We start from the raw sequence: 20,270 nt of genomic DNA on the forward strand, positions 1-20,270 counted from the left end.
ATGGAATATCATCATATATCAAGTAACGAGATTTCAGTAGCAGATGTAATCGCGATTGTAAAGAGTGGAAAGAAGTTAAAATTGTCAGATGATGCTGCACAAAAGATCGAAAAGTGTAGAAACTTTCTGAATGAGTATTTAGAAAAATCTGATGCTCCGGTTTACGGAATTAATACTGGATTTGGCTCTTTATGTGATACTACGGTTTCGAAAGATGAATTGTCTCAGTTACAATCTAATTTGGTGATGTCACACGCTTGTGGAACTGGAAGCGAAGTCCCTCAGGAAGTGGTGAAAATCATGTTGTTGCTTAAAATTCAGGGATTGTCTTATGGCCATTCCGGAGTTCAATTGAATACGGTAAATCGTTTAATTGATTTCTATAACAATGATGCTTTACCTGTAATTTATACACAGGGTTCTTTAGGTGCTTCAGGTGATTTAGCACCATTGGCACATTTATCCTTGCCTTTGTTAGGATTGGGAGAGTTCAACTATAAAGGGAAGAGAGTAGAGGCTCAAACGGTAATGGATACTTATGGCTGGGAAGTCATTAAACTAAAATCCAAAGAAGGTTTAGCCTTATTGAATGGTACTCAGTTTATGAGTGCCTATGGTGTGTATTCGTTATATTGGGCTAAAGAACTGTGGAACAAAGCTAACAAGATTATGGCTGTTTCTATGGAAGGGTTTGATGGAAGAATAGAACCGTTTAGTGATTTGCCACATTTGGTAAGAAAACAACCGGGACAGTTAAAGGTTGCTAGAATAATCCGTGAGTTGACGGATGGAAGTGAATTGATTTCCAGAACTAAAAAGCATGTTCAGGATCCTTATTCGTTTAGATGTGTGCCACAAGTGCATGGAGCAACTAATGATGTGTTAGAATACGTGGAAAAAGTAGTAACGAATGAGATAAACTCTGTTACGGATAACCCAACGATATTTCCGGATGAAAATCAAATTATTTCGGCAGGAAATTTCCATGGACAACCATTGGCGCTGGCATACGATCAATTGGCTATTGCAATGGCAGAAATGGGTAGTATCTCAGAACGAAGAGTATATAAATTGATTTCAGGTACCAGAGAATTGCCTGCATTTTTAGTGGCTAACCCAGGGTTGAATTCTGGTTTTATGATTCCACAATACACAGCAGCATCTATAGTAAGTCGTAATAAATCTTTATGTACACCATCATCGGTAGATACAATTGATTCATCTAATGGGCAAGAGGATCACGTAAGTATGGGAGCTAATGCAGCGGTAAAAATGTATGATGTGGTTCAAAATACGGAGCGTGTATTAGGAATAGAACTATTTGCCGGAACTCAGGCTTTAGAGTTTAGAAGACCTGCAAAATCAAGTGATACGATAGAAAAACTTGTGGCTGATTTCAGAGAAAACGTTGCATTTGTGGATGATGATAAAGTCATGTATTCTGAAATTGAAAAAGCAATTCAATTCGTAAAGATGATGGAATAGGGCAAAAAAAAGTGTCTTTATATCATTTGCCCGACTGATCTCAATCAGTTAGTACAAGTCATATTAGGCTTAAATTTGAGAAGCGTGTAAAGCTATTGATAACCAGTGGTTGATGTGCGTTTTGATTTTTTAAACTTTTCTCATGGCTTTAAAACAAATTGTAGTTCCCCTTGATGATACTGTAGGTGGTTTAAGTGCATTTCGATTTGTACTAAATAATTTTGGTAGTGAAAGAAATGTCCTAAACATACTATGGTTAGGTAAAAGATGTGTCCATCCTGAAAAGGCAATTGATGTCAAATTGCCAAATTCAATGGCAAAGTTGGGGGTTTTAAACAGTGATTATCGTTTGAAGATCAAGAAGATTCTGGAAACGGAGTTTGCAGATATTCGAACGAATATCAATGTGATTACTATTGATCATTTTACGCGCAAACAAGTAACTTCCTATTGTAGTTTTTCAGATATATTGATTAGTACATATAATGTTTATAAAAAGCATTTGTTTCCATTATTTGAGAATTATTCAGGAGGGAAGAAATATGCAAAAGTTTGTTGTCCCAAAGTGATCGTTTCTGAAAAGTTCGATCATTTGGAGAATATTATTTTGATCAAGACAGATCAGATTAATACCATTGCTACGGTAAAACAGTTTTGTCATGTGTATAGTGATAAGTGTTATGATGCGAATCTAAACTTACTGGATTTACAGGAGTTTAGTGAGCGTGGAGGTGTGTTTAATTCTCAAAAATTACTGGTGGAATACCTGAAACAACACACACCAAGCCCTGCTATTTATCCGTATTCGGGAGAAGCACCAGAGCAATTGGCCAACATTTTAAATTTAAGTAATAATACTCTTTGGGTGAGTCCTCTTGAGAGTGTAGAAGAATTACAATTCATGACGCAAAACGTTATGGTGAACTAATCAGAATTAGTATTTTTATCATAAAATATTTTAAGTATGAAAGTCCTCGTTCCAACCGATTTTTCAAGCAGTGCAAGACTTGCGTTTGATTATGGTTATCAGCTCGTTAAAGGAGAAGAGAATTTAGAATTTGTTTTGTTGAACTCATACGAAATGCCTTCAGGAGCATCAGCCGGAGGAGTGATGATGAGTTTGGAAGAAGCTATGGCGAAAGAATCTGAAAGGGATTTAGCCTTGGAATTGAAGAAAATGAACGAGAAGTATCCGGATTTAAAGATTACAACTGTATCCAGATATGGAACTTTGGAAAATTCTATTGCCAGAACCAATAATGAGGAACATATTGATTTAATCGTGATGGGTACGCATGGTGCGAGCGGATTGAAGAAGGCTTTGATAGGAAGTAACACTCAAGCAGTTATTGAAAATGTAGTGCGTCCGGTAATTTCTGTACCATCAGAGTGGGAGGTTAAGGATGTTAAGAACATTGTGTATGCTACCGATCTAAAAGAACTACAAAATCTGGAAACATTAGAGCCAATTAATGTGATCGCGGATTTAGCTGATGCGACTATTCATATTGTATATGTGACTGAAAATGCTTCTGATTTTGATTTGGAAAATGAAGTTACCAAGTTGCCTTTGCATTCATTTTTTAAAGATAAAACAGTAAAGTACAAGGTGATTGAGTGTGATGACGTTGCGGAGGGAATTGATTCTTATGTAAGCGAAATCTCTGCTGATATGGTGGTGACTATTCCCAAAGAAGTTTCATTTTGGCAGAAGTTATTTAAAAGATCTGTAACGGAGCATATGGCATTTCAAAGTAAAGTGCCTTTATTATCGCTAAAGGATCAATAATCAAATAGAGAAATTATTAGACAAAAAAATATCCGCTAAAAGCGGATATTTTTTTGTCTAATTTATTTTAAACCGGAACTATTGTTGTCCCGGAATTTCATTTGGATCTAAATTGTTTTCTTCCGCTGATTTCTTTTCAGCTTCTGAAATCCAACCACCACCTAAGGCTTTGTATAAATCTATGTACGATTGAAATAAAGCTTTTCTGGTAGAGGATAAAGAAAGTTCTGCTTCAAAAGCATAACCTTGCAATGTAATTACTTCCAGATAACTGGTCACACCTTTATCGTATCTGTATTGCGCTAAAGTTTGTGCGTTTAATGCAGATGCGGTTTGATATTCTCTAGCTTTGAGCTCAGTCGTATATGTGGTAATTGAAATCAAAGCATCTTCTACTTCTTTAAAAGCAGTGATAACTGTTTTTTCATAGTCATATTTGGCTTGCTCTGTTCTTGCTTTTTCAATTTCCACACGTCTTTTGTTTTTACCCCATTGGAAGATTGGCCCAGTCAAAGTAGCTCCTGCATTCCAGGCAAAACCAACACCATTAATAGTGGATAGCTGACTGGATGCACCACCCAATAAACTGGTTAAACCAATAGAAGGGAATCGCATAGCCTGAGCGACTCCAATTTGAGCCATTTGCGCATGATACTTAGCGGCACTAAATCCAATATCCGGTCTTCTTTTCAATAGTTCAGATGGAATTCCTGCTGGAATCGTTGGTGGAATATTTTGATCCTGGAGCTCAATACCGGTTAAAATATGCTGTGGATTAGCACCTAGCAAAACACTCATTTTGGTTTCTTCAAAAGCTATAAGTCTTTGGTATTGCGGAATAGCCGCTAATGCAATGGCATATTGTAATTCTGCATTGTTTAGATCGATTTCAGGAACAAGTCCGGCTTCAAATTTTTCTTTAATGATGTTGACATTGTCCTCACGCAATAACACGGTATTCTGTGCAATTTTCAAGCGCCATTTGTAATCCAATATAGAATAATAAGAAGACGAAACATCCGAAATTAAAGAGATTTGAACCGTTCTTCTTGCAAACTCATTTGCCAAAAGATCCGCTTTAGCTCCTTCAGTTGCTCTTCTGTATTTTCCCCAGAAATCAATTTCCCAACTTAATCCCATTCCTCCAAATACATTGGAAGTAGGGTCAAGAGTTACGAACCCATTGTAAGTCCCGTAAGTTCCTTGTCCTTGATATTTAAACTCGGGCCAGGTTTCTCCTTTTTTGAAACCTACAATAGCACGAGACTCTTCAATTCTCGCAGCCGCAATCAACACATCTTTATTAGAATCTAAAGCAGTGCGAATTAAAACGTTTAGCGTGGTATCACTAAACATCTCCCACCAGGAAACATTTACAGTGCTATCGGTTTGTAAGGAATCAAAAACATAGTGTGCATTTGTTTTTGGAGTGGGTTGTGAAAAATCTGGCCCAAACTTACAGCTTGATAAATTAGCGATTAACAGCGATAACAAAATCGGATAGAGAATGTATTTTAAGTTTTTCATGATTGTGCCTCCTCTTCTAATTTAGCTTGAGCGTCTCTTTTTTCAGTGTATTTAAATAGTTTTCCAATGGCAATAAACAGCATTGGATAAAAGAATACTCCCAGGAATGTAGCAACTGACATACCTCCAAGCAGTGCCATTCCCATTACTTTTCTGGACTCTGCTCCGGAACCGGAAGCAATTACCAATGGGAATACCCCAAGAATAAATGAAAATGCAGTCATCAAGATAGGTCTGAACCTGGATTTGGCTGCAGATAATGCCGCTTCGGTTAGGCTCAAACCTTTCTGGAATTCTTCATTGGCAAATTCCACAATCAGAATCGCATTCTTGGCGGCCATACCAATTAACATCACAAATGAGACCTGAGCGAAAATGTTATTCTCAAAAGTTGGACTGATTAAACGTCCGAGGTACAAGAATAAAAATGCGCCAAAAATCGCAAATGGAGTTCCCAATAGAATACTTAAAGGTAATGACCAACTTTCGTATTGCGCTGCCAAAATCAGGAATACGAAAACTAAAGAGAAGGTAAGGATAGCTCCTAATGAACCAGAGGCTTTGTTTTCCTGATATGACATGGCATTCCATGATGTAGTCATATCTGCTGGAAGAACTTCAGCAGCAACTTCTTTCAAAGCATTCATCGCTTGTGCAGATGTAAATCCCGGAGCTGGACCTCCCGTAACTTCTACAGATCTAAACAGGTTAAATCTGTTGGTGTAATCGGGGCCAGAAACCGGTCTTACGGTTGCCAGAGTAGACAGAGGAACCATATCACCCTGATTATTTTTAATAAAGAAGTTATCGATTTGTTTTTCGTCTACACGATATTCAGGTTCCGCCTGGATATACGTTTTATAAAGTCTACCAAAACGCGTAAAGTCATTAACATAAGAACCTCCCATAAATGCACCAACGGTTTCGTATAAGTCATTTAGGTTGATTCCAAGTTTTAATGCTTTTTCTTTATCAATGTCCATATAACGTTGCGGTACATTCGCCTGGAAAGTGGTGAATGCTTTTCCAATCTCAGGACGTGCATTGGCGGCAGCTACAAATTTCATGGTTTGTTCGGCCAGATAATCCGGAGTATTACCACCTTTATCCTGAATCATAATACTGAAACCGGATCCATTACCGAGTCCTGGAATTGCCGGTGGACCGAAGGCGAATACTTGCCCGGCATTAATCTGGGTGACCAGTAACATATTGACTTTGTCAATGACTTGTTGTGCCGTAAGATCTCTTTTGTCCCATGGTTTTAACGAAACGAATAAGAATCCGTTATTGGATGCCATGGAAGAAGAAAGTAAACTGTATCCTGTGGCGTTGGTTACGAATTCAATTTCCGGAAGTTCCATAAGGATTTTTTCAGCTTTCTTAGAAACTTCAAGTGTACGTTGAATCGATGCAGCATTTGGAAGCTGTACGTTTACCATGAAGTAACCCATATCTTCTTCAGGAATAAATCCTCCCGGAACCAGGTTTCCAAAAAATCCGGAGCCTGCAGTTAAGATTACGATAAATATCACCCCACGTTTGATTTTACGGGTTACGATATTTGTAAAAGACATATAGGATGTCGTTGTTTTCCCAATCCATTTATTAAATACTTCGAAGAACTTACCTAACGGACCTCCATAAGGTTTTGGTTCTTGAAGTAATAAAGAACATAACGCTGGACTCAATGTCAATGCATTTACAGAAGATACAATCACAGATACCACAATGGTAATCGCAAATTGTTGATAGAGGAGTCCGGTTATACCCGCCATCCCAGCAACCGGGATAAATACGGCAACCAGTACTAATGTTGTAGCGATTACCGGAGCAGTTACTTTGGCCATCGCATCCAGTGTGGCTTCTTTGGCAGTCATCCCCGCAGCAATATTTACCTGAACCGCTTCAACCACTACAATCGCATCATCTACTACAATACCAATAGCCAATACCAGACCGAGTAAGGATAATACATTAACGGTAAAACCTAAACCAGGGAAGAATATGAATGCACCAATTAGGGAAACCGGAATAGCTAAAGTTGGAATTAAAGTAGCTCTCCAATCCTGAATGAATATAAATACCACCAGTACTACTAAAATAAGTGCAACAATCAATGTAACGATAATATCTTTAATACCAGCTGTAATTGGGGCTGTTGAATCCAATGAAACATCATATTTGATGCTGTCTGGAAATTCTTTCGCAATATCAACCATTTCAGCACGGATGTTCTCGGCAAGTTCCACCGCATTAGATCCAGGTGCTTGATATGTTGCGATAATCGCTGCTGTTTCACCATTAAGACGAGGAATCATGTTATACATTTCCACACCGAGCTTAACAGTTGCGATATCTTTAATTTTTACCTGTGCGCCATCCGGATTGGTACGTACTACAATGTTTCCGAATTCCTCTTCAGAATTAAAACGCTCTGGTAAACGTACGGTATAGGTATACTCCGTTCCAGGTGGAGCAGGTTCCGCACCAAATTTACCACCGGGTACAATTAAGTTTTGCGAGTTAATTGCTGCTTTAATTTCCGGAACGGTAATTCCCAATTGAGATAATCTATCCGGCTTCACCCAAATACGCATAGAATAGTCGGATGCTCCAAGTACATCTACACGCCCGATACCTTTAATTCTGGCTAAGCGGTCTTTAATGTTAATTAAAGCATAGTTCCCTAAGAAATCCTGATCATATCGACCATCAGAGGTCAAAGTAACCAGCAATAGAATATTCGGTAATGATTTTTTAGTAGTGACCCCGAATTTAGTTACATCGGCCGGTAGTTTGGCTGTTGCAGCCGATACACGGTTTTGCGCCAGTACCGTATTCATATCCGGATCGGTACCTACATCAAATGAAACCTGAATGGTCATTGTACCATCATTCGAGTTGGTTGATTTCATGTAAATCATATTATCCACACCATTCATCTCCTGTTCCAGAGGTGTAGCAACAGATTCTTCAACGTTTAACGCATTGGCCCCAACATATGTTCCACGAACTTCAACAATTGGTGGGGTAAGGTTAGGATACTGTTCAATCGGTAGATCAACTACAGAAACAGCACCCACAATCACAATCACGATTGCAATTACAATTGCAACGATTGGTCGGTGTACAAAAAAGTTTCCTTTATTCTCTGCCATAGCTCCGATTATTTAAGATCAAGATTGAACGGCACTATATTCGGAACGACTTTAGAACCTCCCTGAACTTTTTGAAGGCCTTCGAAAACGACTTTTTCTCCATCTTTAAGGCCTTCTACAATTTGCCACGCACTGTTGGTTTTTTCTCCAACTTTAACCTGTCTTGGTTCTATGGTATTGCTATCGGAAATAACCATAACCGAGTATTGTCCCTGAGTTTCAATCACACATCTCTGTGGAACCATAATTGACCCTTTGTCATAAGCAAATAGGATTTGAACTTTTGCATATAAACCTGGTCTTAAGATTTTGTTTGTATTTGGGAAACTCGCCTGAACCAAAATCGCACCTGTTGATGTATTGATATTTCGATCTACGAAATCAATTCTTCCAGTATCCGGATAAGTGCTCCCGTCAGATAATTTTAATGTGACTTCAGCTCTTTCGCTTTCCTGTGTATTATCCAGAGATTCTTTTCTGTTTACAAATGCTTTAACCAATGTCAGATATTGGGCTTCTGATAAGAAGAACTGTACACGCACTGTATCTAATCTTGATACAGTATTTAGAATAACTGGATTTGGATCTCGACCAACATATTCGCCAACTCTGGCAGCAGTTCTACCAATGATTCCATGAATTGGTGAACGCATTGTTGCATAACTCAGATTGATTTCGGCCATATCCAGGTTAGCTTTTGCCGCATCTAGATTTGCCTCAGCGGCATCTCTGGTCGCCTGAGCAGCGTCAACATCAATCTGTGAAACAGCTTTGGTATGTGCAAGTGGTTTATAACGAGCCAACTCGTTCTCTGCATTTACCAGTTTAGTTTCTGCTTCAGCCACTTTACTTTGTGCTGCTGCAACGTCTGCCATAAAAGGTTGCGAGTCAATAGTGTATAGTAATTGTCCCTTTTGAACCATTTCCCCTTCGTTAAAATCTATTGTTTCTAAGAAACCTTCCACACGCGCTCGAATTGGAATATCCTTATATCCATAAATGGAACCCACGAACTCGCGATAAATAGGTAAGTCTAATTTGAGCGCTTTGATTCCATCAACGGGTTGTGGAGGCATGGCCTGAGGCGCTTTTTCTTTACAAGAATTTAAAAAAAGTAAAGAAGCAAATACTAAACTAGAAACAGAGTAGATTTTTTTCATCGGTATATATTTTTATTCTCTAGAATTAATTCATTTGATGCTATGTAAAAACTTGTTTGTAAGTGTATTAATTTTTGTGTGTATAGCGTCATAACATCAAAACTAATCAATACAAATATAATTGAGCATTTATTATATCTAATAGAAATTAAATGGAAATAAAAAAAGCGATCACCGTAGCGATCGCTTTTTGAATAAGATATGGTTATGATTTTAAATCAAACCCTGGAACATTGTCGCATATTCCTGATATAGTTGGTTGAACTCATCTTGTACTTCCTGACTTTGCGGGAAGGTTTGCGTCACCATCATAGTTCCCTGACCAATCATACCTAAAGATTGACGAACTTTTTGTCCAAACTTCTTGATATCCTTATTGGTTTGATCAGCGTAATAGTCTAAGTATTGACGCTCATTTTCCACTAATAATCTTAAAATTTCCAGACCTTTTTCGTTGTTCCCTGCACGGAAGTAGTTCTCTGAGATAGGCAGGATACTACCGTTATAAGAGAAGTTGTCATGAACTGCAATCTCAACTACACGATCTAATACTTCTAGTGCTTTTTCTTTTTTACCTTCCTGAATTAATGCTTCAGCTAAACGTACAAAAGTGAAACGGATATTGGTAATGAATCTTTGGTTGTTTTCGTCCATCCATAACTCAGGATTTTCGTAACCACCCCACTCAAACTGGTTCATTAAACGATCATACATTTTATTCGTATTTACGATACCGAAATCTCTATAACCGGTAGACTTAGTTTTGATTGGAACGAATCTGTAAGCAAAACCTTCTTGTTGGAAATAGTCTGATAAACCATAGAAAGAATCTTTACCCATTGTAATAGAGAAATAGATTGGTCTATCCCAATTGAAATTCGCTAACATATCTAAAACTACGAGATGATTTTTAAGAATGTAGTTACTATTGATATCCCATTTAATTTCATCAACGATTTTATGCGCTTGATCTGCTGGAATATCACCGTTAGCTAAGATTTTTTCTTTATCCACTTTGATTTTGAACTTTCTTACCGGAATAACGTTTACCGGTTTTCTTTGTCCTACATTAACCTTTTTAGAATCATCGGTAATGTATTTTACAATGTCTCTTACATTGTAGTATGCATTTTGATCCAATCTTTTGTCTGGGTAAACGTGCATAAAATCACGCGTTCCCTGACGGTATTTATCCGTAGTCATTGAAATTGGAATTGGCTCTCCATCGTACGCTTTTCTAGCCATTTGTTCGATGTACCAATCTGTATTTAATAACATCAGGTTGACAACTCTCACATCCGTACGAACACCTTCAACTTCCTGAAGATACCATAACGGGAATGTGTCATTATCCCCATTGGTGAATAGGATGGCATTTTGATCACAAGACTCCAGATAATTACGTGCAATTTCTCTGGCAGTATATCTGTTGCTTCTATCGTGATCATCCCAGTTTTGAGAAGCCATTAAGAAAGGTGCTGCTAATAAAGTAACTACTGTCAATCCACCAGCTAATGCCGGACCGGTCACTTTATCTTTTAAAGCAGTATAAATACCAATGACTGCGAGTCCTATCCATATGGCAAATGCATAAAAGGAACCCACAAAAGCGTAATCACGCTCACGTGGTTGGTACGGATACATATTCAGGAATACTGCAATAGCGATTCCGGTAAACATGAATAGTAAGAATACGACTAAAGCATTGTTTTGATCGAATTTAGCCTGGAAGAATAAACCTATCAAACCAAGAATGAATGGTAGGTAATAATAGAAGTTCATGGCTTTATTCTTACTTAAATCTTCGGGATAATTATCCAGATTACCTAAGTACATTTGATCGATAGCCTTGATTCCAGACATCACGTTACCATGTGTTAAACTTCCGGCATCAATATGGTGACCTTGTAAATCATTTTGACGACCGATGTAGTTCCAGGCGAAATATCTACCCCACATCCACCATAATTGGTAGTTCACAAAATATGACATGTTCTCACCAAAAGTTGGTTTCTTGATGATTTCCGTTTTATTGTTTTGCGGATTTCTATATTTAATCGGTTTCCCTTTAAAGTTGCTCCATGTTTTGTATGCTGATTTGTGAGTTCCTTTGCTACTCCACATTCTTGGGAAAATCATATTGAACTCACTAGCATAATTAGGTAAGTCATCTTTACGGTCATCAGCAATTTCGTAACGACCAGTCTTTTTACTTGGATAGTATAATGGACTTCCATCTTTGTACATGTCTTTACCATTGTTTTTGTTGCTCAATGGAGAGTCAAAGAAATGTCCATATAATAACGGACTTGATCCATATTGTTCACGATTCAAATACGATAGAAGGTTTACCATATTTTCAGGGTTGTTCTCATCAATCGGAGGATTGGCATTCGAACGAATAATGATGACTCCAAAAGTCATATAACCCAATAAAAGAACGGCAAAACTTAAAGTCAATGTGTTTGCTAAAACTTTATTGTTTTTCTGCGTGTAGTATAATGCATATGAAATACCTGCTGTGATTAATAAACCCAATACTGTTGCCCCGGTATTGAAAGGCATTCCTAATCCATTGGTAAATAAAAGCTCAAATTTTGCAGCGATGTTGATCACCTGAGGAATCAAAACCATCTGTACAAAACCAAGGATACCAACTGAAGAAACCAACGCAATTAACATTCCCTTAGGAGTAGGAGAATACTTTTTGAAATAGTAAACAAAGATGATTGCCGGAATTGCCAATAAGTTCAGTAAGTGAACCCCTATAGAAATACCAACAATAAACCAAATGAAAATGATCCAACGATTTGAATGCGGCTCATCCGCAACGCTTTCCCATTTTAGGATAGCCCAGAATACCAATGCGGTCATAAACGAAGACATGGCATATACTTCACCCTCAACTGCTGAGAACCAGAATGTATCGGAAAAAGTAAAGGCTAAACTTCCCAATAAAGAACTTCCTAATACTGCAATTTGACTTCCGGTACTTAATTTATCTTCTTTCACAAATTTCAATGCCAGATAAGTAATGGTCCAGAACAAGAACAAGATGGTTAATGCACTGGTTAAAGCTGACATCATGTTCACCATGTAAGCTACATTTTCAGGAGCAACGAACATGGAAAAAACTCTTGCCACCAATAAAAATGTTGGGGCACCAGGTGGGTGACCTACCTCAAGTTTATATGAAGTAGCAATATATTCACCGCAATCCCAAAAACTGGTAGTTGGTTCGATAGTAGAACCGTAAGTAAAGAAGGCTATAGCGAAAACAAGAAATCCGCCAATGTTGTTGAGTTTTTTAAAATCCATGTAGCTTTTAATTGATATTTTTTGATTTGTGAACGAAACACAAATATGTCGCAATCTCGTTCAAAAAGCGGCTCAAAGTAAATCAAATTTTAATATTATTAGCAAATTTTAACGACCTAATGGTTAATTTTTATTTACAATTTATTTTGAATTTAAATAGTTGTTATTTAGGGTTTTGTGAGTGTTTTGAGTGTGAGGTAGTGTTCGTTTTTATAGAATATTTAAATTGAGAAAAGAATATTGAATCAAGATCAACATATATGTTGTCTTAAAACTATTTTTGTTGCACGAGCTTAAATGCCCGTTTTTATGATCAAAATGATAATAGAGAGTTTATGTTCAGATTAGGTTTTATACTATTATTTCTTACCGCGAATAGTGGTGTTATAGGGCAAACGTTAAGGTTTTCTCTACAAATGGGAGCTGCTGTGCCAGTTGGTGAGTTTGCAAAAAGTGATTACCATCCTGAAGACGGAGGTTTTGCTCAAACCGGAATAGATATTCGGTTTGTTGGGGAAAGTGTGAGAGAAAATAATTGGTTGTTAGGTGTTAACATGGGATATTCCATATTTGGACTGGATAAAGAAGCGGTTAAAAAATTAGTTTATCCATCAGATCCATCGAAAATTCAAGTGGAAACGCAGTCATTTCAACATTTGAATTTGCAGGTGAGAGGAGGGTATAATTTTGATCTAAATGATGATCAAATTGATATTGTACCCTTTGTAGATGCAGGTTTAGGTGTTTTTAATTCAGCCTACTATTTGATTCAGGATCCTTTTGGAAATCAGTATGCCAGAACCGGAGACACCGGATTAGGATTTTTAATTTCACCGGGAGTAGATGTATTGGTAAAAGTGAATTCTTTTGTAAGTGTAAAAGCTTATGGAACCTATCAATTTGCGAATTATACAGTTACAGATGAATTTCGAACGATAACTCCTCCAACATCACAACAGTTATCGTCCAGAGATGTGGAATATGAATATAGAAATGTATCTATGGGTTTAGGTGCTGTTTTTGTCTTTTAAAACGTATGGGAGAAGGATATAAATTACCAGTGATGGAGGAATTTCTCTCTGTACAGGGAGAAGGTGCGAATGCAGGGTCAGTGGCCTGGTTTATCCGTTTGGCGGGATGTGATGTCGGTTGTTCGTGGTGTGATGTAAAAGAGAGTTGGAATGAAGAAGATCATCCTGTTTATGAGGTTGACATGCTCGTGGATCATGCAGTAGAATCTGGGGCTAAAAATGTTGTGGTTACAGGAGGAGAACCTACCTTACATAATCTATTCCCATTAACAAAAGCATTAAAAGAAAAAGGTCTGACCACCTGGATTGAAACTTCAGGAACCAATGTGATATCAGGAGATTGGGATTGGATCTGTTTATCACCGAAAAAGTTTAAAGCCCCATTGGATGAAGCTTTGAAAATGGCACATGAATTGAAAGTAATTGTGCTGAACAAGACAGATTTGACATGGGCTGAAGGAATGACACCCAGGTTAAATTCTGATTGTTTGTTATATCTACAACCAGAATGGGAAAAAAGAAATAAATCATCAGAATTAATAATTGAATACGTAAAAAAACATCCAGAATGGCGCGTTTCTATTCAAACACACAAGTATTTAGATATTCCTTAAATTGGTTGATTTTTGTTGTCGCCCTCTTTAGTTCTTCAACAGTTTGGGCACAAACTCCTGAATTACATACAAAGAGTAAAAAGGCGGAAAAGGCATATGAAGAAGCCAAGAGGAATTATAACTTACTCTATTTTAATGAGGCATTGAGTCTTTTGGATGAAGCCATTCAAGCAGATGAAAATTTCATTGAAGCACATTTGCTTAAAGGACAGATTTATTTTGATGATAGAGCGTATGCGGATGCGGTGATGCATTTTGGCAAAGCTTTAGAGTTGGATGTCAACATAGATATCCCGTCCATATTTATGATGCTTGCTGAGGCAGAAATGAAAGAGGGGATGATTATGGAAGCGATTAATCATCTGGAAACGTATAAAGATTTACCTGAGGTATCAGATTATTCTAAAAAGAAAGCGGAGGAATTGATTGAACTCGGTTTTTTTAGAAAACGCATGATGGAAAATCCGGTTCCTTATAATCCAATTAACTTGGGACCAAACATCAATACCGAGTGGGTAGAGCACTCTCCAACTTTAACTGTAGATGAGCAAACATTGTACTTCACCAGAAAGATGTCGATGGGCAATGTGGGAGGAAGAGAAATCTGGAATGAAGATTTATTTGTGAGTCATAAAGACGCAGAAGGAAACTGGCAGAAAGCAAAGGCTTTAGGTCCGGAGATTAATACTTCGTCAAACGAAGGTGCCTCGGCCATTTCACCTGATGGGAATTATTTGTTTTTTACTTCATGTGAGCGCAGAAATGGACAAGGAGGATGTGATCTATATATTGCGAGAAAGAGTGGAGAAAAATGGGTGAAAGCGCGTAATCTTGGAGCAGTTATAAATACCCGGAGTTGGGAATCTCAGCCGTCATTTGCACCGGATGGACGAACTTTATATTTCGTAAAGAAAGTAGGTCCAAGAGGACGCTCACATAAAGATATTTATGTGTCCAAAATTCAGGATAATGGACAATGGACAAAACCGGTGAAACTATCTATCAATACTCCGGGAAATGAAGAATCTCCATTTGCACACCCGGATGGTGAAACATTTTATTTTACTTCAGATGGATACCCTGGATTAGGAGGAAGAGACCTCTTTATGGTAAAGATTGATTCAACAGGAGAATTTGGTGAACCTGTGAATTTAGGCTATCCGATTAATTCTCCTAAAGATGAGGTGAGTTTGATTGTATCCGCAAATGGACGTCACGCGTATTTTGCATCAGGAATGAAAGGTGGTTATGGTAGCTGGGATTTGTACAAGTTTGATTTACCCGAGCAGATTAGGCCTGTTCCGGTGAATTATACTAAGGGTATGGTTTATAATTCACAAACGAAAGAACCAGTAGGAGCTAAGTTTGAAATCATTGATTTGGAGACTGGAAATATTGTAGTAGAAAGTTTTTCGGATAAAAAGACCGGGCAATTTTTGGTGACTATTCCAACAGGAAGAGAATATGCTGTGAATGTTTCAGCAACAGGATTTTTGTTTTATTCTGGAAATTATAATTTGAAAGCAGGAGACGATACATCAAAAGTGTCTTTTGATGTGCCTTTAAGCCCAATTCAGGAAGGAGTAGCTGTAGTATTAAACAATGTGTTTTATGAATTCAATAGCTATGAGTTAAAAGATATATCTAAATTGGAATTGGATAAATTGGTAGCGTTATTGAATAAGAACACTGAGATTCAAATTGAGATTGGAGGACATACGGACAACAAAGGAACTAAAGAATACAATCAGAAATTATCTGAAAATAGAGCTAAATCAGTTTACGATTATTTGATTGAAAAAGGGATTTCTGCTTCCCGTTTGAGTTACAAGGGATATAATTTCTCTGAGCCTATCGCAAGTAATGATACAGAAGAGGGTAGAGCGAAGAACAGACGCACGGAGTTTAAAATTACCAAAGTAGAATAATGTTGCGGTATTTTATAAAGCTTTCTTATAAAGGGACCCCATTTAATGGGTGGCAAATCCAGCCGAATGCTTCTACTGTTCAGGGAGAAATTGAAGATGCTCTAAGTAAAATTCTAAGAACTCAAGTTGGAATTACCGGATGTGGTAGAACAGATTCCGGGGTACATGCCAGTGAGTTTTTCGCGCATTTTGATGCTGAGAATCCCATTGATAAAGCTCAGGTGCAATTTAAATTAAATTGTATTCTGCCAAGAGAAATAGCTATTCATGATATTTATGAAGTACCTTTAGAATTACATGCACGATTTTCTGCGGTTTCAAGAACGTATCATTATTACATCAATCAGGAGAAAAGTGCATTCAGGTTTCAAGAATCCTGGTTTATGCATTCCCGATTGAATATTGAAGAAATGAATAAAGCTTGTGAGGTTTTGTTGGGGAGACATGATTTTACAAGTTTTTCAAAATTGCATACCCAGACGAAGACAAACTTCTGTACTATAACTGAAGCTTTTTGGGAAAAAGAAGGAAACGGGTTGAAATTTACGGTGACCGCAGATCGATTTTTACATAATATGGTTCGTGCGATTGTCGGAACCACAGTTGAAGTAGGGAAAGGCAAACTAAATGTAGAAGGATTTAAAAATGTAATCGAAGCACAAAACCGTCAAAAAGCTGGTGCTTCCGTTCCTGCTGAAGGACTGTTTTTAGCGCGTATTATTTATCCGGAAATAAAAGCATAAAAAAAGACTCCGTTTACCAGTAGTAAAACGAAGTCTTCGCTCTCAAACGTATATCTTTATTCTTTTACAATTTTTCTGTAAAAAGTTCTATTTTCAGTTTCTATGTGAATGACGTATACTCCACTAGAAAGGTGGCTTAGGTCAATAGATTTGATGTTGTTCGGAATTAGAATTAATTGTTCCCCGGTTAATGTATACACCCTGATTTTATGGGCTTTAAGTTGATTTGTTTCCAAGTATAAAGTCTGGGCTACTGGATTTGGGTATAGTTTAATGTCCGGATTTTCAGAGGTCTCATTGACCCCATTAATAATGATATTGATGCAATTTGTAGTGTCCGTAGCACAATCGCTGGTCAAAGCACAAGCATAGCTTCCGGTTTGAGTAACAGTATATACTTGTGATGTAGCTCCGTTTATTGGAATATTTCCATTGGAACAATCAATCCATTGATAGGATGCCACGGTGTCCATTGCATGAAGGTCATTATTGCTTACGGCAATTCCGTTGTTAATGTTATTTAAGCAATTAATTTGTTGGCAAGATGAGGTGTCTATGGCACAACCATTTGTAATAATACAAGCATACGAACCATTGACTGTAGCCGTGTAACTTTGAAAAGTAGCTCCATCTATAATACTGTTGTTACTACAATCTATCCATTGGTAATTCGCGTTCGACTGATTTGAGGTTAAAGTAGCATCTACAACTTGTATCGAGGTATCGTTGACCACATTACATGGTCCGCTTTTAAGCATAAACATTAAATCAAATACCGTAGAACCTTGAGAAGTGGCGCTATGCCAGGTAGTAATTCCCGTTCCAAATAAGTCACAGGGATCACGGATATACCATTCGTTGCCAATTGGAGTAGAACCAAATGCACCTTGAAACCATTGACCTCCTGGAGGAAGTCCATTATTAAAAGGCATAATCGCATCTACTGTAAGCCAATAGGTGCCAGCTGTTAGATGGACGGTATTGTCCAAAGCTACTTCCAAATAATTATCCGTATTGGATGAATCCAATACCACGGTGTCTGCGTGAATGGAGTTCCCTGGTACTCCTGAATTATCATTGAAAAATGTAACAATTACCGTATCAAAATAACTACCAATACCTGTACTAAAGGTACCGTATGTAAAAACTGAATCAATATCCCAGGTACTTCCAGCAGGAACCGTAAAATCATCAGCAGTTTCAATGGTGCAATAGCCAAAGTCAGGAAAGTACTGAGCAGGTCTTCCGCCCTGGTCAACATAACCCGTAATCTGATCTACGTATACCTGAGATTTGGTTGAGGTAAGCAAAAGAAAAAGGGAAATAAATAAGAGCGTATAGTTTTTCATGGTGTAGATTTATTAGTGAAATTTAGTTGTCAGCTAAGTTAAAAGAAAAAACTTATATTTCTAAATTTCTGTGAATCAAATGAATGACGTGATTGAGGTCAAAAAGGTTGCATCAGGTATTTTGATTTGGTTTGTTTAACGGGGTATAATTCAGCGACATTAAAGCGTTTATAAAAGGTATTTTCAAAATGATAAAATCAAATGCTAGTAAACAAAAAAAGCGCTTCAAACTGAAGCGCTTTTTTTAAATTTTTAGGCTAGAATTAACCGTTCATAGAAATCAAGAATTCTTCGTTGTTTCTGGTATTGGCAATTCTATCACGTAGGAATTCCATAGCTTCAACAGGAGTCATATCCGCCAAATGTTTACGTAATATCCATAGACGTTGTAAGTGTTCTTTTGGCAATAAAAGATCATCTTTTCTGGTACTGGATGATACAATGTCAATGGCAGGGAATATTCTTCTATTCGAAATCTTACGATCCAATTGAAGTTCCATATTACCTGTACCTTTAAATTCTTCAAAGATGACTTCATCCATTTTAGACCCTGTTTCAGTTAAAGCAGTGGCTAAAATGGTTAAAGAACCTCCATTTTCAATGTTTCTTGCTGCTCCAAAGAATGCTTTTGGTTTTTGGAGTGCGTTAGCATCCACACCACCAGAAAGAACTTTTCCAGAAGAAGGAGCTGTTGTATTATAAGCTCTTGCCAAACGTGTAATAGAATCTAAAAGTATAACAACATCATGGCCACTTTCTACCATACGCTTTGCTTTCTCTAATACGATTCCGGCAATTTTCACATGTTTGTCTGCTGACTCATCAAAGGTAGACGCAATTACTTCGGCTTTTACATTTCGCTTCATATCAGTTACCTCTTCAGGTCTTTCATCAATTAGCAAAATGATCATATATGATTCAGGGTGATTTTCTGCAATCGCATTGGCCACCTCTTTAAGCAATTGTGTTTTACCCGTTTTTGGTTGTGCCACAATCAATCCACGTTGTCCTTTACCAATTGGACTCACCAAATCAATAATTCTTGTTGAAATTGATTTCGCAGATTTTCCACCAGTAATATTGAATTTTTCCTCTGGGAAAAGTGGGGTCATATAATTAAAAGGAACTCTGTCTCTAACTTGTTCAGGAGTTCTTCCATTGATATAGTTCACTTTAACTAACGGGAAATATTTTTCACCTTCTTTTGGAGGGCGTACAGCACCTTCGATCGTATCTCCGGTTTTTAAACCAAATAATCTTACTTGTGCGGTAGAAACATAAACATCATCTGGAGAAGGTAGGTAGTTGTAGTCTGATGAACGCATAAACCCATATCCATCAGGCATCACTTCGATCACACCTTCGGTAAGAATACGGTCTCCAAAATCGTAAGAATACTCAGGAGCTTGATTTTGTTGCTGATTACGATTACGGTTTTGATTGTTTTGTTGGTTTCTTTGTTTATCACGCTGACTCTGTTGTTGTCTTCGGTCTTGGTTTTTAGCGTGTTGGTTTTTGTGCTGTTGGTTGTTCTGAGGCTTTTGACGTTCAGTTTGAACTGCTTCAGGTGTTTTCTTCATATCTTCTTTAGGAGCGGTGGTTTCAGTAGCAGGAGTGCTTTCCTTTTTCTCTTCGGGTTTTGTCGATTTTGGTTCTTCGGTAGGTTTAGTGGTAGGAGCCTTTTTATAGACGCTTGATAATTTGTTGCTCTTTGGAGGATTCTTTTTGTTGGCCATCCTTTCTTTTACTTTAGCCAGTAAATCCATTTCTATTTGACCTCCTGAAGACTCTTGTGGTTTATCCTCTTTCTTTTCAGTTTCCTCTTTTGGTTTAACTTCTTTTTTCGGAGTGTCTTTCTTGGCTTTTGCAGGAGCTTTTTCTTTTGCCGATTTTTCTTTTGCCGGTGCTTTTTCAGCTTTTGGCTTAGTTTTTTTCGGGGCTGGTGCTTTGTCTTTTAAAGCATTAGGTTGTTCTGCTTGTGCGTCTAGGATTTTGTAAATTAAGTCTTCCTTTTTTAATCGATTAAAACTCGGAACAGACAGCTCTTTAGCCATCGCCTTTAATTCGTCAACTTTCTTAGCGTTGAGTTCTATAATGTCGTACATATAATTAATGTAAAAATTGGTCTTTTAAATTTTTGTGCTAAAAACCGAATGATTTTAATT

Annotated in this window: 13 protein-coding genes; 7 read left to right on the forward strand and 6 right to left on the reverse strand. The window is 37.5% G+C overall.

Annotated elements, in window-relative coordinates:
• The 3 genes from hutH (at position 1) to KFE94_13520 (ending at position 3,274) form a co-directional block, all read left to right on the forward strand.
• Positions 1-1,485 carry a histidine ammonia-lyase gene (hutH, locus tag KFE94_13510; GenBank protein ID UTW65659.1) on the forward strand — a complete coding sequence of 495 codons (1,485 nt, stop codon included), beginning with the start codon at positions 1-3 and terminating at the stop codon, positions 1,483-1,485.
• Between the two features lie 142 nt (positions 1,486-1,627).
• Positions 1,628-2,413: a hypothetical protein gene (locus tag KFE94_13515; protein ID UTW65660.1), complete on the forward strand. Its 786-nt coding sequence runs from the start codon at positions 1,628-1,630 to the stop codon at positions 2,411-2,413.
• Between the two features lie 36 nt (positions 2,414-2,449).
• Entirely contained in the window at positions 2,450-3,274 is an 825-nt protein-coding gene (locus KFE94_13520; protein UTW65661.1) for a universal stress protein, read from the forward strand.
• A gap of 78 nt (positions 3,275-3,352) precedes the next feature.
• Here KFE94_13520 and KFE94_13525 read toward each other — a convergent pair whose 3' ends face one another.
• From KFE94_13525 to KFE94_13540, 4 genes are all read right to left on the reverse strand, one after another.
• On the reverse strand, positions 3,353-4,801 hold the full coding sequence (locus KFE94_13525; GenBank protein ID UTW65662.1) for a TolC family protein: 1,449 nt from the start codon (positions 4,799-4,801) through the stop codon (positions 3,353-3,355).
• Positions 4,798-7,962 (reverse strand): efflux RND transporter permease subunit, encoded by a 3,165-nt coding sequence (locus KFE94_13530; GenBank protein ID UTW65663.1) that lies wholly within the window; start codon positions 7,960-7,962, stop codon positions 4,798-4,800. The genes KFE94_13525 and KFE94_13530 overlap by 4 nt, the downstream gene beginning before the upstream one ends.
• 8 nt (positions 7,963-7,970) lie before the next feature.
• The gene (locus KFE94_13535; protein ID UTW65664.1) at positions 7,971-9,122 is read right to left on the reverse strand and encodes an efflux RND transporter periplasmic adaptor subunit; all 1,152 of its coding nucleotides are present in this window, start codon (positions 9,120-9,122) and stop codon (positions 7,971-7,973) included.
• 213 nt (positions 9,123-9,335) lie between these two features.
• A complete protein-coding gene (locus KFE94_13540) occupies positions 9,336-12,440 on the reverse strand; it encodes a DUF2723 domain-containing protein (protein ID UTW65665.1) in 3,105 nt (1,034 codons plus the stop codon).
• Between the two features lie 335 nt (positions 12,441-12,775).
• Here KFE94_13540 and KFE94_13545 point away from each other — a divergent pair, with 335 nt between their 5' ends.
• The 4 genes from KFE94_13545 to truA are packed head-to-tail and all read left to right on the forward strand — an operon-like array spanning position 12,776 to position 16,756.
• On the forward strand, positions 12,776-13,471 hold the full coding sequence (locus tag KFE94_13545; GenBank protein UTW65666.1) for a hypothetical protein: 696 nt from the start codon (positions 12,776-12,778) through the stop codon (positions 13,469-13,471).
• Positions 13,472-13,476: 5 nt separating this feature from the next.
• A complete protein-coding gene (locus KFE94_13550; protein UTW65667.1) occupies positions 13,477-14,085 on the forward strand; it encodes a radical SAM protein in 609 nt (202 codons plus the stop codon).
• Positions 14,040-16,013: a PD40 domain-containing protein gene (locus KFE94_13555; GenBank protein UTW65668.1), complete on the forward strand. Its 1,974-nt coding sequence runs from the start codon at positions 14,040-14,042 to the stop codon at positions 16,011-16,013. Before KFE94_13550 ends, KFE94_13555 begins: the two co-directional genes overlap by 46 nt.
• A complete protein-coding gene (truA, locus tag KFE94_13560; GenBank protein UTW65669.1) occupies positions 16,013-16,756 on the forward strand; it encodes a tRNA pseudouridine(38-40) synthase TruA in 744 nt (247 codons plus the stop codon). The genes KFE94_13555 and truA overlap by 1 nt, the downstream gene beginning before the upstream one ends.
• Positions 16,757-16,812: 56 nt before the next feature.
• On the opposite strand, the gene KFE94_13565 is transcribed toward truA, so the two are convergent.
• Positions 16,813-18,105, reverse strand: a complete 1,293-nt coding sequence (locus KFE94_13565) for a T9SS type A sorting domain-containing protein (GenBank protein ID UTW65670.1) — start codon at positions 18,103-18,105, stop codon at positions 16,813-16,815.
• A 263-nt stretch (positions 18,106-18,368) separates the two neighbouring features.
• Positions 18,369-20,210, reverse strand: coding sequence for a transcription termination factor Rho (rho, locus tag KFE94_13570; GenBank protein ID UTW65671.1), 1,842 nt, complete (start codon positions 20,208-20,210; stop codon positions 18,369-18,371).
• Positions 20,211-20,270: the final 60 nt, after the last annotated feature.

It is taken from the genome of bacterium SCSIO 12643, from assembly GCA_024398135.1.
Taxonomy (GTDB): Bacteria; Bacteroidota; Bacteroidia; order Flavobacteriales_G; family Salibacteraceae; genus CAJXZP01.